Raw genomic sequence first — 14,446 nt, 5'->3', positions numbered from 1 at the left:
ATGCTGCCTTCCTGTTCGAGGCGTCGCGCGCCAGTGCGCGGACGTCCGTTTGATGCGACGCACGCGGTTATATTGCACTGCACAATAAAGTCAATCCCGCCCGGTTTCAGCGCTGGATGAACTTTGCCGGGCACAGAAACCAAGTTCGACGACCGTCGCATTTTCGCCCGACCGAAGTCCCATTGCCGCGAATGCTGACGACGAGGGGAAGAGTTCGGCAACCATAAACGGATTGGTAACGGCCTCCCCTTAACTTTCCCCCAGCAGATACGAAGCGCTTCGCCGAAGAGCGCGTCCTCATCCCGCATGCGACGGTTCGCGCCGTCAGAAAAGATAGAGAGTCGAACCGTGGGAACAGCGCCAACGAGCTTTCGTCGCCTTTTCGGTGGAATGGTGAAGTCGGCCGGCGCGTTGGGAATGGCCTTTGCCCTTCTCGTTCAGGGTGCCGAAGCCGCGGAACGGCATTCGGCATTCGTGATCGACGCCAATACCGGCAAGGTCCTTTATTCGGACGACGCGGACGAACTGCGCTACCCGGCCTCGCTCACCAAGATGATGACCCTCTACATGCTCTTCGAGGCGATGGAGGCGGGCCGCGTTTCGCTGGGAACGCAGATGAAGGTTTCGTCCTATGCCGCCGCGCGCCCGCCGACGAAGCTCCGCCTGAAGGTCGGCTCCAACCTTGCCGTGGAAGAAGCGATCCTCGGTCTCGTGACGCTGTCCGCCAATGACGCCTCCGTCGTGATCGCCGAGCATCTCGGCGGCACCGAAGCGCGCTTTGCGCAGATGATGACTGCCAAGGCTCATTCGCTCGGTATGAGCCGCACGACCTTCCGCAACGCCAACGGCCTGCCGAACGAGAACCAGCATTCCACAGCGCGCGACATGGCGACGCTCGGCATCGCGCTTCGGGAGCATTTCCCGAAGCAGTACAAATACTTCTCCACGAAGTCCTTCAATTTTCGCGGTCGCACCATCAACAGCCACAATCGTCTCGTCGGCCGCATCAAGGGCGTGGACGGCATCAAGACCGGCTATGTGAACGCGTCGGGCTTCAATCTCGTATCCTCGCTCTATGACGGGGATCGCAAGATCGTCGGCGTCGTTTTCGGCGGCAACACGGCCGCGCAGCGCGACAACGAGATGGCCAAGCTCCTGAACAAGTACCTGCCGGCCGCGTCCACCCGCTCCGTCGGTCCCTTGGTCGCCGAGCGCGCCCGCAGCGGCCGCCTGCCGGTGGAAACGCCGAAGATCGTCGCCTACGAGGCGCCGCACGTCGCCACCGTTCCGATGCCGCAGTTCTCGAACCGCAAGGTCTCGATCAACGAGCGGATCGCGGAAGCCTATGGCACTAATGCCGGCGATGCGATCTCGCGCGTCGCCAAGCCCTTGAAGCCGGTGGTGGGTCGCGATGCGATCCGGGCCGCGCTCGCCACGCCGCAGGAAGAGCAGTATCTGCGCCCCGCTGCCGCGCCGACGGCGACCGCCTACGGCGACTCCCGTCCCGTCCCCCGCGCTTCCATTCCGCAGGCGATCGTGGATACCGAAACCACGGGCGCCGTGGAAACCGCTGCGGTCGCTTCCGGCTGGGTGGTGCAGATCGCGGCGACGGACAACCGTGACCAGGCGTTGAAGATGCTGTCGGACGCCCAGGGCAAGGTCGGTGGCGCTCTTGCAAGGGCGACCCCGGTGGCCGAGCGCGTCGGCGGACAATCCCTCTACCGGGCGCGCTTTGCGGGCTTTGCTTCCAAGGAAGCAGCCAATGGCGCCTGCGCCGCGCTGAAGAAGCGTTCCTACAACTGCTTCGCCGTCGCCAACTGACGCCGAACGTTCTCGAACACGAACTCACCCGCCTATCTGGATATTGAAGATGACGGTCGAACCTGAATTCCACGGGCTGTCTCACGACGCCACCCATGTCTCCACGATCCGCGCCGGCGGCAAACACCCGCTCCAACAGGCTGCCGTGAAGCTCGCCGAATTTCGCGAAGGACGCTCCAGCTTCAAGGCGCGCGATCTGGTCGGGCTTCTCTTGTCCCATGGCGCGCGGGCATGGCGCTCCTCTCAGCCTCAGACGGTGACGCGCCTGCGCGTTCGCAACTCGAACGGCACCGCCGCCGTGCGGATGCGGATCTCCTAAAGCAGACCGAGTTGCGCCAGTTCCCGGCGTAGGTCCGGCGGGAAGGACGAGATGTCGGAGTCCTCAGTGATGTCGCGTGGCGCATCGCCGGCATCGAGATAGCGCCAACCCTGGAACGCCTTTCGCGGCTGCCATTCGGTCGCGATGAACACCGGCTCCAGAACGATGTGGCAGCGGCGGATGCCCTCCCCGTCCGTGATAGGCCGAAGCGCCAGGATGGGCTGGCGCACCTGAACGTTTCCCTTGATCACCCAGTAGAGCGAGCCGCCGCCGAGGATCTCCGATTCTCGTTTGGGTTGCATCCGCGTCTGGTGAATCTGTTCGACGGGCCGCCCTTCGTGCCGGGCGGCGTCCAGCCGTTCGCGGACCCATGACTGCAGATCCTCGACGCTGTCGGCGCCCACGCAAAGCTTGACCATATGAAGCGGCATGGGGTTCTTCTGCGGCCAAGATTTCGGCGGCGTCAAGAAGCCCCTTCGGCGCAGTGCTGGCACAGGTTTGATCGATGGCGGATTTCAGAACTGCGGACGGCCTCGTTCTCTTCGCCTTCCTGGCCGGCTGGCTGGCCTATAACTGGATCACCGATAAAAGCCCGCTGGCGCGTCACGGCCTCAGCGCGGCCATGAACCGACAGCGCCGCCGCTGGATGGACGTGCTGGCGCGCCGCGAGTTGCGGATGATCGACACGGCCATCATGACGGGCCTGCAGCAGGGCACGGCCTTCTTCGCGTCGTCCTGCATCTTCGCGATCGGCGGGTGCTTCGCGCTTCTGGGGTCCAGCCGCCGCATCGCGGAGATCGCGGCCGACCTGCCGTTCCACGGGCCGCTCGATGTCGGGCTCGTGGAAGCCAAGCTTCTCGGCCTCATCACGATCTTCGCCTACGCCTTCTTCAAGTTCGGCTGGTCGTATCGCCTGTTCAACTACTGCACCATCCTGATCGGAGCGATCCCCATGCGGGGCGATCGCGAAGCCGACCCGGCGGACATGGAAGACGCGGTGAAACGGGCGGCGCAAATGAACCAGCTCGCGGCCCGCCACTTCAATGCCGGCCTGCGCGGCATCTTCTTCGGCCTTGCCTATCTCGGCTGGTTTCTCGGGCCGCTCGCGCTCTTCGCCTCCACGGTCTTCGTCATGGCCATCCTGGCGCATCGCCAGTTCTTTTCCTCGGCGAAATATGCCGTTCTGATGGACGACGAGAAATGACCGAACTCGACCGGAGCGCGAAGACCATTCGGGAAACGATCCTCGCGATGGTCGAGGATCGCGGTGCGGACAAGACGGTCTGCCCGTCCGAAGTGGCCCGTCGTCTCGGCGGGAGCGACGAGAAACGCTGGCGCCTCCTGATGAAGCCGATCCGGGCGGAAGCCGTTCGCCTTGCCGAGGAAGGACGGTTGTCGATCCGGCGCAAGGGCCGGATCGTCGATCCGCACGATTTCAAAGGCATCTACCGGCTCGGTTTCTCTGCCGATGGCGAAGGGATCAGCGCGTCCGTCTTGCCGGAAGCGTAATAGGCGGCAAGCCCGATGAACTCCCGGATCGCGAGTTGCACCTTGTCGGCATTGCGGGACACATCGGCGACGGCCGGCTTCCAGCGCTGCGGAAAGTTCGGAGTTCGATAGTCCACCGGAAACGGCACGACCTCGAAATCCGCCTTGCGGAAGCAGCCGACGCTGCGCGGCATGTGGAAGGCCGAGGTCACGAGCAACCAGGTTTCGCCGGGCTTCGGCTGCACGAGTTCCTTGGTGAAGATCGCGTTCTCCGTCGTGTTGCGGGCCTTGCCTTCCAGAATCAGCCGATCCGGCGCGATGCCGAGCGCGGCGAAGATCTGACGCGCCACGTCGACTTCGGCGATGTCGTCTTCGAAGACCGCCGCCACCCCGCCCGTGAACGCGATCTTGGCGTCCGGGAACTGCCGGGCCAGCGCGACGGTCGCTGTGATGCGATCGCCGGCATCGCCCATTTCCGGATCGCCGCGCGTTTTCGCGACGCGCGTATCGAACGACCCGCCAAGGACGACGATGCCGTCGATGCGCGCCGGCATCGTCGGCTTCGGAAAACGGTCCTCCAACGCCCCGACAAGGAGAAGGCCGAGCGGGCTGAACATGATCACCGCGTAGGTCAAGCCGGAAAACACGAAGGCCGCCATCGCCGTGTTTCGGTAGCCGATGAGCAGAAGCACGATGCCGAGGAGAACCACGAGCGCGACGGCGACGAGCGGCTGGATCAGGAACCAGACGAGCTTCGAGAGGATGAAGAACATCGGGCGATCAGACCCGATCCCAGCTCGGCGCGAAATCCGGGTCGACCAGCCGTTGACCACGTTTCGACAATTCGTGCAGCGCCGCCATCTCGTCTTCGCCGAGTTCGAAGTCGAAGACTTCGAGGTTCTCAGCCAGCCGGTCCGGGTTGCTGGTTCGCGGGATGGCCGCCACGCCGTCCTGCTGCACCTCCCAGCGCAGCGCGATCTGCGCCGGACTTCTGCCGTGACGGCGAGCGATGTCGGCAACCGTCGGGTCTTCCAGAAGCGTCTTGCCCTGACCGATCGGCGAATAAGCGACGAGCGCCATATCGTGGCGTCGGCAGGCATCGAGAACCGCATCCTGCGCCAGGAATGGATGGTACTCTACCTGATTGCAAACGAGCGGATGGGAGGAGATCGCAGCGGCTTCATCCAGCATGGCGCTGGTGAAGTTGGCGACGCCGATATGCCGCGTCAGGCCGAGCGCCAGCGTCTCGTTCAGAGCTTCGATGGAATCCTCCAGAGGAACATTCCGGTTCGGCCAGTGGATCAGGAGAAGATCGACCGGACCGATCTGCAAAGCCTCCACCCCTTGTTCCGCCGAGCGTTGCAGATCGCCCTTACCGATATTCTCCCACCAGATCTTGGTGGTCACGAAGATCTCGCTCCGGGCGACGCCCGACCGGCGGATACCTTCGCCGACTTCCCCTTCGTTGCCGTACATGCGCGCGGTGTCGATATGGCGATAGCCGACCTCGATGGCGCGGGAGACGATGTCGGTCGCCTGAGACCCCGAAAGCCGCCACGTTCCGAGCCCGATGGCCGGAATGCGCGCCGCGCCGGCTTCGATGATCTTCATGAAAGCGTCCTTCTGTGCGATGTGGCAGGCAATGTCGTCTTGCCGTCCCGTTGCAAATAGGCGGCTCTTTCCTCCGTAAAGCCGAAGACAGGCGCCGAGACGCAATTGACCGACCTCGTTCCCCATCCCGAAACCCGGCGCGGCCGCATCGATCTGGTGGACATCATGCGCGCCCTCGCGCTGATCGCCATGGCGACCTACCACTTCACCTGGGATCTGGACTTTCACGGGCTGATCGCGCGGGGAACCGCGACGGAAGGCGGCTGGCGCCTTTTCGCGCGCTGTATCGCGACGAGCTTCCTCTTCCTGGTCGGCATCAGCCTCGTCCTGGCGCATGGACGCAGCATCCGGTGGCGATCCTTCGCCATCAGGGAAGCGCAGGTGGCGGCCGGCGCACTGGCGATCACGCTGGTCACGCTTTTCATCACGCCGGGCAGCTTCGTTTTCTTCGGCATCCTTCATCAAATTGCCTTGGCAAGCCTGATCGGGTTGGCGTTCCTCCGGCTCCCGGCCCCCGTCACGCTTCTTGCCGGGGCCATCGCGGTCGCGCTCCCCTTTTTCGTGGAAACACCGCTGACCAACAGCCGGTGGCTCGCCTGGATCGGTCTTTCGGCCAGCAATCCGGTGACCAACGACTATGTGCCGATCCTGCCCTGGACGGGCGTGGTTCTGATCGGCATCGCCGCCGGCCGGTTCATGGACGGGATCGACGGCTGGAAGCATTTGTCGGCGCTGAACGACCGCGTGAAGGGGTTGCGACCGCTGACGCTTCTCGGGCGGCATTCGCTCCTCTTCTATCTCCTGCACCAGCCGATCCTGTTCGGTCTGGTCGCGGGCTATGCCGCCGTCTTCCCGCCCGATCAGGTGGCGCTTTTCGCCGCGAGCTGCCGTCACGAATGCCGAGTCAGCCGCGATGCGCCGACCTGCGAGGCCTTCTGCGCCTGTGTCCAGACGAGGCTCGAACGCGACGAGCTTTTGGAACGGCTAATCACCGGCCGCACGAACGAGGCGGAGAACGCGTCCGTGCGCGAAACCGTGCTGCAATGCTCCTTCCCAGGCTCATCGAACGAGCCTTGAGGTTGGGATCAGGACGAGGGCGACACCCCGAGTTCCGCCATCCTCGTCAGGCAGGCTTCCTCGGCATTGTCGAGTTCCACCAGAAGGTCATCGATGTCGCGCCGCTTCTGTTCCAGCTCGCGCCGGCGCTCCCCGACGCGCCGGATGATGGCGCGGAGCTGCCCGGACTCGCCCGGCGGCTCCTTGTACATCTGGATGATCTCGCGGATTTCGGCGATGGAGAAGCCGAGCCGCTTGCCGCGCAGGATCATCTTCAACAGCGTGCGGTCCGATTGGCGAAACAATCGCGTGCGCCCGCGTCGGACGGGCGCGATCAGCCCCTCGTCCTCGTAGAAACGCAGCGTGCGCGTGGACACTTCGAATTCACGCGTGAGTTCGGTGATCGTGTAATACTCGCGCATCGTCGGTCCTGTGCTCGCCTTGATTGACGGCGGATCGCAGGCCAAGTCAATCGAGCGGGACGGTCAAAGGCTGGACGACAGGCCGAACCACCAGGCGGCCAGCCCGAGAAAGGCGAAGAAGCCGACCACATCGGTGACGGTGGTGACGAACGTTCCCGACGCGATCGCCGGATCGGCCCCGAATCGATCGAGCACGATCGGAATGAGGATGCCGCCGAGCGCCGCCGCGATCATGTTGATGACGAGAGCCAGCGCCATCACTTGGCCGAGCCCCGCGCTGTCAAACCAGAAGCCGGCGACGACGCCGATGATGACCGCGAAGGCCAGTCCGTTCAAAAGCCCGACGAGCAGTTCCTTCCGCACGATGCGGCCGGCATTGTAGATATCGAGATCGCGCGTGGCGAGCGCGCGAACGGCGACCGTCATGGTCTGCGTCGCCGCGTTGCCGCCCATCGACGCTACGATCGGCATCAACACCGCCAAGGCAACCATCTGCTGGATCGTGGCGTCGAAGAGGCCGATCACCAGCGATGCCAGCACCGCCGTCCCGAGATTGATCAGCAGCCACAGGAAGCGCGAGCGGACGGTGGTGAGAACCGGGTCCGAAAGCTCTTCGTCGCCGACACCGCCGAGATGGCGGATATCCTCTTCCGCTTCCGCCTGGAGCACGTCCACCACGTCGTCGATGGTCAGGACACCGACGAGCCGTTCGTTCTCGTCCACAACGGCGGCCGAGAGAAGATCGTATTGCTGGAGGATCTGCGCCGCTTCCTCCTGGTCCATCGTGACGGGAATCGCGTGGCGCGTTTCGCGCATGATGTCTTCGATCTTGGCCGGCCGGCGCGTGCGCAGGATGCGGTCGAGATCGATCGCGCCGACGAGCTTGAAGGACGGATCGATGACGAAAATCTGCGAGAAGTTCTCCGGTAAATCCTCTTCCTCGCGCAGATAGTCGATGGTCTGGCCGACATTCCAGAAGGGCGGCACCGCGACGAACTCCGTCTGCATGCGGCGGCCGGCCGATTCGTCCGGGTAATCCAGGGCTCGGCGAAGCCGCACGCGCTCGCGGAACGGCAGATTTTCCAGAATTTCCTTGCGGTCCTCCTCGTCGAGATCCTCGAGGATGTAGACGGCATCGTCCGAATTGAGTTCGCGGACCGCCTCGGCGATGCGCGCATTCGGCATCGCGTCGACGATCTCGAGGCGCACCGCCTCGTCGACCTGCGTCAGCGCGGTGTAGTCGAAGTCCTCGCCCAAAAGCCGAACGAGCGACTGGCGGTCGTTGAAATCGAGATGCTGGAGAATGTCGCCGAGTTCTGAGTCGTGCAGCGGCACGATCGCCGCGCGGAGCCCTTCGACGTCCTCGTTCCGAATCAGCTCGCGCGAGCGGTCGAGGAAGTTCTGGTCGAGTTCGCCTTCTTCGTCATAGACGACGGGCCGCTCGACCTCGTCGTCGGCGATATTCTCGGACGCACGAGAATCGAGCTGTGTGTCAGCCATGTGCGCCCTCCAGTGCGGGATGATGGTGAGGGAGGGTCTAGTCTATCGCGGGGGGAATGGAATAGGTCGCGCCGAATGAAAACTGCGGGTTGCCGGCCTGCAGCAGTGCAACAACGCTTGCCAGCACGACGAGAAGAAGTGTGGCTGGTTACGACAGTCCGACCAAGACGAAAAGCGACTAAGTTATGATTTGATGAGGGTTCCTTGGTCCGCCTGGCTTGGCTTCCGATAATCGATCCTGCCCGATGATCTCAAGGAAGGATGGTGCGGTCGAGAAGACTCGAACTTCCACGGGTTGCCCCACAGCGACCTCAACGCTGCGCGTCTACCAATTCCGCCACGACCGCACGCCGTGTATTCGCCGCCGGTGTTCGGCGGTGACGGGCATGTAACAAACCGCCCCGCCCTGCACAAGCGGTTTCGTGAAGTCTTTGTGCGAGACATCGCCAAAACCGCTCTTCCGCCCAACGCTGGGCGGAGCTAAACCAAGTCCATGCTTGGGAAAACCGACCAACCGGCCACTGTGAACCGCCTTTCGGTGGCGACCGCTCGCTTTCTCGCCACTCCTGGCTCGCCGCCGGTGGAATGGCGAATCCTGCCTGGCCTTACCGAATACGAGGCGGCCGTCGCCATGATGGAAGAGCGGGTCGCGCGAATCGCGGATGGAACGGCAGCCGAGACGGTGCTTCTTGTGGAGCATCCGCCGCTTTATACGGCGGGCACCAGCGCGAACGCAGCCGATCTCGTAGATGCCACGCGCTTTCCCGTTCACGCCAGCGGCCGGGGCGGCGAATATACCTATCACGGGCCGGGCCAGAGGGTGGCCTACGTGCTTCTCGACCTCAAGCGCCGGCGCCAGGATATCCGCGCCTTCGTGGCGGGATTAGAGGAATGGCTGATCTCGACGCTCGCCGAGTTCCAGATTCGCGGCGAAAGGCGGGAAGAGCGGGTCGGGGTCTGGGTTCGCCGGCCGGAGCGCTCGGTCGGTCTCGACGGCACGGTGGCCGAAGACAAGATCGCCGCCATCGGCATTCGCGTCCGGCGCTGGGTGACCTTCCACGGCGTCAGCCTGAACATCGACCCGAACCTTTCCCATTTCTCCGGCATCGTGCCCTGCGGCATCCGCGAGCACGGCGTTACCAGTCTCGTGGATCTCGGCATCCCGATCTTCATGCCGGAAGTGGACATGGTGCTGCGCGCTAGGTTCGAGGAGGTTTTCGGAAAAACCGTCTCCGCGGCCTGACCGTCAGGGCTGCGGCGGCGGAGGCACCGGCACGGGCCGCCTTTCCAGGATGACCAGCGCCAGCCCGGACAGGACGATCACGACGATTCCGACAATCGTGATCGGATCTGGAAAGTCGCCGAAGACCAGAAGACCGAGCAGCACGGCCGAAGGGATCTCGATATAGCCAAGCGGGGCCAGCAGCGACGCCGGCGCGTCGTGATAGGCTTGAATGAACATCAGGTGCGCGATTGTCGCGACCACGGCGATGATGGCGAAAAGACCCAGAACGTCCGGGTCGCTCGGCATGCTGACCGTAAAGCCCGGCACATCAAGCACATGGCCTATCGCCAATGCCGGGGACAGAACGATGCATCCGCCGAGACCGCTGAAAAGGTGCATCGTGAGCGGCTTCCCCGTATCGGCCAGCCGACGGTTCAGGATCGCATAAAGCGCCACCAGAAGCGCTGTCAGCATCGGCAGAACGGCCACGGCGCCCAGCGCGACGAAATTCGGGCGGATCACGATCAGCGTTCCGGCGAAGCCGCAAAGCACGGTCGCGATCCGGGCAAAGCCGATCCGCTCGTGCAGCACGAAGGCCGAAAGGACGGTCACGAGTATCGGCTCCACGAAGAAGATCGCGGTCGCATCCGCCAGCGGCATGAATTTCAGCGCCGTGAAAAACGTCAGCGTCGCGGCAGCCAGCAGCATTCCGCGAACGAGGTTGAGAAACGGTCGCCTGATCCGCAACGCCGCCGTTCCGCCGAAAGCCAAGACCAACGGCAAGGCGCATACGGTTTGGAGGATGAACCTTGCGAGCGCGACTTCGCCGGTGGAAAGACCATATCCTTCCGTCAGTAGCTTGGCGGAAGCGTCGAGACCGGGGATGATCAGCGAGCCGACGATCATCAGCGTCACGCCGCGCCGCGTCTCGTGAGTCGTGTTGTTGCGAAGCGGAAGCGAGACCATGACCCATCCTTCGCCGATTCGCGGCGCCAGCATCATCGGCAGTGGTAAGACGAGGTTTTGATGACGACGGTTCTCGTGGACGGCGACGCTTGTCCGGTCAAGGACGATGCGTTGGAAATCGCCATTCGCCACGACGCGGCGACCATCCTCGTTTCGAATGGGGGCTTGCGCCCGTCCCGCTATCCCGGCGCGCGAATCGTCACCGTCGCGGCCGGCGCCGATGCGGCCGATGACTGGATCGCAGAGAATGCCACGGAGGGAGACGTGGTGATCACTGCCGATATTCCGCTCGCGGCCCGCGCGCTCGAACGCGGGGCGCGCGTCCTCAACCCCGATGGACGCTCACTGACGGCCGAAAGCATCGGGACGGCGCTGTCCATGCGGGCCTTCAAGCAGCACCTGCGCGAAACGGGCGAGAGCAAAGGCTATAACCGCAACTTCACCCCGGCCGACCGCTCCCGGTTCCGTCAGGCGCTCGACCTCCTGCTGCGCCGTTGAAAACTGCGACGGGCGGCGGCGTTTCACGAGGAATCGATCCGCATGCGCGGTTTGTCCGATTGACGGGCGGGCCTCAAGCGCTCAAGCGTCGCCCCGCTCGAAACCCGGCAAAGGCCGCATGGGCACGGGAGCGGATGAATGGCATCGAAGCCGAGCGCACTGGTTTATCGTCAGAAGCTGCCGACCCGCCTGACCCACTGGCTTTGGGCGGTGTGTCTGTTCTTTCTCCTGCTTTCCGGCCTGCAGATCTTCATGGCGCGGCCGGACCTTTATCTCGGCCTCCAATCGGGCTTCCAGTTCGACAATACGGTGTTCTCGATCAGCGCCATCACCAACGCGGATGGCACGAACAGCGGCATGACGCGCATTCTCGGGCATAGTTTCGACACGACCGGATGGCTCGGCCTCGTCCAAACGGCGCAGGGTCCGACCGCGCGGACATTCCCGACCTGGGCGACGATCCCATCCTATCGCGACCTCGGCACCGGCCGCGTGGTGCATTTCTTCTTCGCCTGGCTCCTGGGAGCGACGCTCCTCGTCTGGTTGATTTTCAGCCTTTTCAACGGACATCTGCGCAAGGACCTCCTGCCCCGCGGCCGGGATATCCGCGCCCTGCCCCGCGACATCGCGAACCATCTGCGGTTCCGGTTCGAGCACCGGCGCGAATACAATCCGCTGCAGAAGCTCTCCTATTTCGCGGTCGTCTTCCTCGCGTTCCCGCTGATGATCGCCACCGGCCTTTGCATGTCGCCGGGCACCAACGCGCTCGCGCCCTGGCTTCTCGACGTCTTCGGCGGTCGCCAAACGGCGCGCACCATCCACTTCGTCGTGATGTTGCTGCTCGTCCTGTTCTTCGTGGTGCATGTCGCGATGGTCGTCCTCGCCGGCCCCTTCAACGAAATGCGTTCCATGATCACCGGCTGGTACAACGCGCGCCCGGAGAGTTCCGATGCCGAAGTTTGAGCTTTCCCGGCGCCGCTTTCTCACGGCGTCGGCCGTCGGCGCGGCGAGCCTGCCATTGTCGGGGTGCTTCGATTCCGCCGGAGAGATCGGCGGCAGCGTGCGGAACACGCTGGAGCTCGCGAACTCTCTCACCTATCGCGTTCAGCGCCTTCTGCTTCGCAGCGATCATCTCGCCGTCGAATACGCGGAAAGCGAAATCCGCCAACCACAGCGGCCGAACGGCACGGTGACGCCGACCGACGCGGATTATCTGTCGCTGGCGGAGGCCTCCTTCAGCGATTACCGCCTGGAGATCAGCGGCCTCGTCGAGCGCCCCATGCAGCTTTCGCTGGACGAGTTGCGCAACATGCCGTCGCGCACGCAAGTCACGCGGCACGACTGCGTGGAGGGCTGGAGCTGCATCGCGAAATGGACCGGCACACCGCTCGGCCCGGTGCTCGATCAGGCCGGCATCCGCCCCAATGCCCGCTACGTCGTCTTCGACTGCTTCGACACGATGGAGGCGGGCTTTACCGGGCCGGTGCGCTACTACGAGTCGATCGACCTTGTTGACGCCCATCACCCGCAGACGATCCTCGCCTATGGTTTGAACGGCGAAACGCTTCCCGTCGCCAACGGCGCTCCGCTGCGCGTGCGCGTCGAACGGCAGCTCGGCTACAAGATGGCGAAGTATATCCGCGCCATCCGGCTCACGGACACGCTGGCCGGGATCGGCGGCGGACGCGGCGGCTATTGGGAAGACTACGGCTACGATTGGTTCGCCGGCATCTGACGGCGGGGGCTTCGATCAATCGGGGTTTGGAGAGGCCATCTCCGCTGCGGCGCGCATATCGGCGAAACGCCGTGCCCGGCGCGCCTCGGCCTCCTCGTCCGCGCCCCACTGCTCGATGTTCCAGTCCTCGTCCACATGCGCGGCCACCCATGCCTGGTCGACATCGAGATGGCCGTGCATCACGGCGAGCGCGATGAGAACGGAGCCGGTCAGCGTCGTCATCTGATGAAGCGCGGCGATACGGAACGGATTGGTTTCGCTGGAGAGAACGCGCCGTACCCCTTCCAGCGTCGCCGGCGGCTGGGCGACATGCATCACCCCTTGGCCAAGAACGAACCGGCCGCCGGCCAGCCGTTCCGCCCAGGCGACGATCGGGTCCCAGGAAAGCCGCTGACGCTCCACCAGGCGCTCCGGTGCGTCGGCTCGGTAGAACAGGAGATCGGTTTCCGCAAACCGCGCCGCGTCGTCACGCACCGGCAAGGGATCATCGGCGATGCCGTCGATCACCGTATTTATGAGGCGCGTCGCGGGCATGGTGGCCGGGTCGATCCGCTCGCCCTGTCCCCGCCATTCGGCCGCGATGATCTCCGCGATGCGCCGCGAGGGAGCCACCAGCACACGTCGCGACGGCGTGCGAACGCTGCGTCCGTCCAGTCGAATGGCATAGACGCCATCCTCGGCCTCGACGGAGACCGTCTCGTAGAAGCGCTTCGGCAGTTCCACCGCATTCGAACGGGCGCTATCGGACATGGGCGTCAGGACTCGCTCAAGCTCTCGTCGAAACCGAACAGGTTGAAGGTCTGCACCATATGGGGCGGCAAAGGCGCGGCCTGATCGATGATGCCGCGACCATCGGGGTGCGGAATGCGAATGCGCCGCGCATGGAGATGCAGCCGCTTCTGCACGCCGCCGGGAAACTCCCAGTTCGGGTCTTCCTCGAAATATTTCGGGTCGCCAATGATGGCGTGGCCGAGATGGGCGGCATGGACGCGAAGCTGGTGCGTGCGCCCCGTATAGGGCTCCATTTCGAGCCATGCGAAGTTCTGTGCCAAGGCCTCGACGACGCGATAATGCGTCAATGCGTGGTCGGCACCGGCATCGCCGTGCCGCGCGATCCGCATCCGGTCGCCGTCCGGCGTCGCTTCCTTGACGAGATAGGTGGAGATCCGCCCTTCCCGCTCGCGCGGCACGCCTTTCACGATGGCCCAATAGACCTTCTGGGTGTCGCGTTCGCGAAACGCCTTGGTCAAGGATACCGCCGCGCCGCGCGTGCGCGCGACGACGAGAATGCCGGACGTATCGCGATCGATGCGGTGAACGAGGCGGGGCTTCTCGCCCTTCTTGTTTCGCCAAGCCTCAAGCATCGAATCCACGTGGCGCGACACGCCCGATCCGCCTTGGACGGCGAGCCCGGCCGGCTTGTTGAAGACGAGCACTTTCTCGTCCTCGTAGAGCAGCATCTGTGACAGCACATCGCCGTCGTGCCGGTCGCGGATCGTGTTCATGGTCAGCGGGCCGGATCGCTCGCGCGCGGCATCCGCTTCCATCGGCGGAACGCGGATCATCTGGCCGGGCGCGACGCGCATGTCGGCCTTCGCCCGGCCGCCATCCACGCGAATCTGGCCGGAGCGCAGCAACTTCTGCAGATGGCCGAAGCCGAGACCCGGATAATGCAGCTTGAACCAGCGATCGAGTCTGAGACCCGCCTCGTCCGGTTCGACCTTGACCTGTGCGACGACCGCCATCGGATGAAATCCCGTTCGTGTTCCCGTCCGAAGGCATCGTGCCGGATGACACGCGAACGC

At 64.2% G+C, this 14,446-nt stretch carries 17 protein-coding genes and 1 tRNA gene; 9 read left to right on the top strand and 9 right to left on the bottom strand.

Translation table 11 applies throughout. From position 1 onward, the window contains the following. Positions 1-348 precede the first annotated feature (348 nt). Both F9929_RS19170 and F9929_RS19165 read left to right on the top strand, forming a co-directional pair. A complete protein-coding gene (locus F9929_RS19170; protein WP_235919436.1) occupies positions 349-1,821 on the top strand; it encodes a D-alanyl-D-alanine carboxypeptidase in 1,473 nt (490 codons plus the stop codon). 49 nt (positions 1,822-1,870) lie between these two features. Further along, positions 1,871-2,140, top strand: a complete 270-nt coding sequence (locus F9929_RS19165) for a hypothetical protein (protein ID WP_152048165.1) — start codon at positions 1,871-1,873, stop codon at positions 2,138-2,140. Here the strand turns inward: F9929_RS19165 and F9929_RS19160 are convergent. Next, on the bottom strand, positions 2,137-2,571 hold the full coding sequence (locus F9929_RS19160; protein WP_152048164.1) for a DUF1489 family protein: 435 nt from the start codon (positions 2,569-2,571) through the stop codon (positions 2,137-2,139). The genes F9929_RS19165 and F9929_RS19160 overlap by 4 nt on opposite strands. Before the next feature lie 74 nt (positions 2,572-2,645). Between F9929_RS19160 and F9929_RS19155 the strand changes: the two genes are divergently transcribed. Then, complete coding sequence (locus F9929_RS19155) at positions 2,646-3,344, top strand: DUF599 domain-containing protein (RefSeq protein ID WP_152048163.1); 699 nt, start codon at positions 2,646-2,648, stop codon at positions 3,342-3,344. After that, complete coding sequence (locus F9929_RS19150; RefSeq protein ID WP_152048162.1) at positions 3,341-3,649, top strand: DUF3253 domain-containing protein; 309 nt, start codon at positions 3,341-3,343, stop codon at positions 3,647-3,649. Before F9929_RS19155 ends, F9929_RS19150 begins: the two co-directional genes overlap by 4 nt. On the opposite strand, the gene F9929_RS19145 is transcribed toward F9929_RS19150, so the two are convergent. Both F9929_RS19145 and F9929_RS19140 read right to left on the bottom strand, forming a co-directional pair. Next, positions 3,586-4,401, bottom strand: a complete 816-nt coding sequence (locus F9929_RS19145) for a YdcF family protein (protein ID WP_152048161.1) — start codon at positions 4,399-4,401, stop codon at positions 3,586-3,588. The genes F9929_RS19150 and F9929_RS19145 overlap by 64 nt on opposite strands. Before the next feature lie 7 nt (positions 4,402-4,408). Beyond that, positions 4,409-5,239, bottom strand: a complete 831-nt coding sequence (locus F9929_RS19140) for an aldo/keto reductase (protein ID WP_152048160.1) — start codon at positions 5,237-5,239, stop codon at positions 4,409-4,411. 105 nt (positions 5,240-5,344) lie between these two features. On the opposite strand from F9929_RS19140, the gene F9929_RS19135 reads away from it, so the two are divergent. Then, positions 5,345-6,316, top strand: a complete 972-nt coding sequence (locus tag F9929_RS19135) for a DUF1624 domain-containing protein (protein WP_268915674.1) — start codon at positions 5,345-5,347, stop codon at positions 6,314-6,316. 8 nt (positions 6,317-6,324) lie between these two features. Here F9929_RS19135 and F9929_RS19130 read toward each other — a convergent pair whose 3' ends face one another. From F9929_RS19130 to F9929_RS19120, 3 genes are all read right to left on the bottom strand, one after another. Beyond that, positions 6,325-6,717 carry a MerR family transcriptional regulator gene (locus tag F9929_RS19130; RefSeq protein ID WP_152048159.1) on the bottom strand — a complete coding sequence of 131 codons (393 nt, stop codon included), beginning with the start codon at positions 6,715-6,717 and terminating at the stop codon, positions 6,325-6,327. Positions 6,718-6,780: 63 nt separating this feature from the next. Further along, positions 6,781-8,217 (bottom strand): magnesium transporter, encoded by a 1,437-nt coding sequence (mgtE, locus tag F9929_RS19125; protein WP_152048158.1) that lies wholly within the window; start codon positions 8,215-8,217, stop codon positions 6,781-6,783. A gap of 262 nt (positions 8,218-8,479) precedes the next feature. Beyond that, a tRNA-Leu gene (locus F9929_RS19120) sits at positions 8,480-8,564 on the bottom strand. Positions 8,565-8,710: 146 nt separating this feature from the next. Between F9929_RS19120 and lipB the strand changes: the two genes are divergently transcribed. Further along, positions 8,711-9,460, top strand: a complete 750-nt coding sequence (gene lipB / locus F9929_RS19115; protein ID WP_152048157.1) for a lipoyl(octanoyl) transferase LipB — start codon at positions 8,711-8,713, stop codon at positions 9,458-9,460. Between the two features lie 3 nt (positions 9,461-9,463). Here the strand turns inward: lipB and F9929_RS19110 are convergent, their stop codons facing one another. Then, a complete protein-coding gene (locus F9929_RS19110; protein ID WP_193227828.1) occupies positions 9,464-10,408 on the bottom strand; it encodes a DMT family transporter in 945 nt (314 codons plus the stop codon). Positions 10,409-10,468: 60 nt separating this feature from the next. Between F9929_RS19110 and F9929_RS19105 the strand changes: the two genes are divergently transcribed. The 3 genes from F9929_RS19105 (at position 10,469) to F9929_RS19095 (ending at position 12,641) form a co-directional block, all read left to right on the top strand. Beyond that, positions 10,469-10,906, top strand: coding sequence for a YaiI/YqxD family protein (locus F9929_RS19105; protein WP_152048155.1), 438 nt, complete (start codon positions 10,469-10,471; stop codon positions 10,904-10,906). A gap of 138 nt (positions 10,907-11,044) precedes the next feature. Beyond that, on the top strand, positions 11,045-11,869 hold the full coding sequence (locus tag F9929_RS19100) for a cytochrome b/b6 domain-containing protein (RefSeq protein WP_152048154.1): 825 nt from the start codon (positions 11,045-11,047) through the stop codon (positions 11,867-11,869). Then, complete coding sequence (locus tag F9929_RS19095) at positions 11,856-12,641, top strand: molybdopterin-dependent oxidoreductase (protein WP_152048153.1); 786 nt, start codon at positions 11,856-11,858, stop codon at positions 12,639-12,641. The genes F9929_RS19100 and F9929_RS19095 overlap by 14 nt, the downstream gene beginning before the upstream one ends. 15 nt (positions 12,642-12,656) lie before the next feature. On the opposite strand, the gene F9929_RS19090 is transcribed toward F9929_RS19095, so the two are convergent. Both F9929_RS19090 and F9929_RS19085 read right to left on the bottom strand, forming a co-directional pair. Further along, entirely contained in the window at positions 12,657-13,391 is a 735-nt protein-coding gene (locus F9929_RS19090; RefSeq protein WP_152048152.1) for an ATP12 family chaperone protein, read from the bottom strand. Between the two features lie 5 nt (positions 13,392-13,396). Next, positions 13,397-14,386 (bottom strand): RluA family pseudouridine synthase, encoded by a 990-nt coding sequence (locus F9929_RS19085; protein WP_152048151.1) that lies wholly within the window; start codon positions 14,384-14,386, stop codon positions 13,397-13,399. Positions 14,387-14,446: the final 60 nt, after the last annotated feature.

Origin of the sequence: Aureimonas psammosilenae, assembly GCF_009176975.1 — a bacterium.
GTDB classification, from domain to species: Bacteria; Pseudomonadota; Alphaproteobacteria; order Rhizobiales; family Rhizobiaceae; genus Plantimonas; species Plantimonas psammosilenae.
Note: the sequence above shows the minus strand (reverse complement) of the source record. Positions and strands in the feature narration are given on the sequence as shown.